Source organism: Lawsonibacter faecis, from assembly GCF_014287675.1.
In the GTDB taxonomy this organism is placed as follows: Bacteria; Bacillota; Clostridia; order Oscillospirales; family Oscillospiraceae; genus Pseudoflavonifractor; species Pseudoflavonifractor faecis.
Window position 1 is genome coordinate 1 of sequence record NZ_JACOPQ010000035.1, and the last position, 749, is coordinate 749.

The 749-nt window shown below is 52.1% G+C and carries 1 protein-coding gene and 1 rRNA gene; one reads left to right on the top strand and one right to left on the bottom strand.

Annotation, left to right across the window (positions count from 1 at the left end; translation table 11 throughout):
* Positions 1-116 (top strand): 5S ribosomal RNA (rrf, locus tag H8S62_RS17770).
* Positions 117-134: 18 nt separating this feature from the next.
* Here the strand turns inward: rrf and H8S62_RS17775 are convergent.
* Positions 135-377 (bottom strand): helix-turn-helix domain-containing protein, encoded by a 243-nt coding sequence (locus tag H8S62_RS17775; RefSeq protein WP_186920434.1) that lies wholly within the window; start codon positions 375-377, stop codon positions 135-137.
* Between the last annotated feature and the right edge of the window lie 372 nt (positions 378-749).

The window sequence follows — 749 nt, forward strand, 5'->3', positions numbered from 1 at the left end:
GTTGGTGTTGATTGCGGTGAGGGTCCACCCGTTCCCATCCCGAACACGGCAGTTAAGCTCACCTGCGCCGACAATACTTGGCTGGAGACGGCCTGGGAAGATAGGTAACGCCAACACAAAAAAGAGACAGACTTTTAAGTCTGTCTCTTTTTTTGCGCTTTTTTGGGGTAAGGATCGGGGCTATCGGTCAAACCCAGCAGATAATCCACACTGGTGCCGTAGAGCTGAGCGATCTGGATAAGCAGCTCGGGAGTTATGGCGTTGACGCCGTTCTCATAGGCCGAGTAAGTCCTGCGGTGGATAAAAAGCCTGTCCGCCACGTATTGCTGGGTCCAATCCCGGTCCTCCCGGAGGCTGCGAATCATGGGAAACACCATTCCATAAACACCTCTCGTTTAGTATATGTGGCAGGAATCCTGCCATTGACTTTTGGCAGAAATTCTGCCATACTAAGGAAAAGCATCTTGTTAAAAAGCAAATAACGAGTATTAAAATGCAAAATGCTGACACAATGGAAGCTTTATTAGAGAGGTGGTGCTCCCGAGGCAGAGAAAACAGCCGCCCAGCGCCGTGCCGGTATCGGCAGCACGGCGCTGGGCGATGAGCCGTCACATTTATTCGCACCAGGAAAAGGAGGAAGAAAAAGATGAAAGCAAGAAAACCCCTGGCACTGATTCTGAGCGCAGCGATGATTTTATCCATGCTCTCCCTGTCCGCGTTCGCCGCGGAGGGAGAAACCGCGCCCGCCC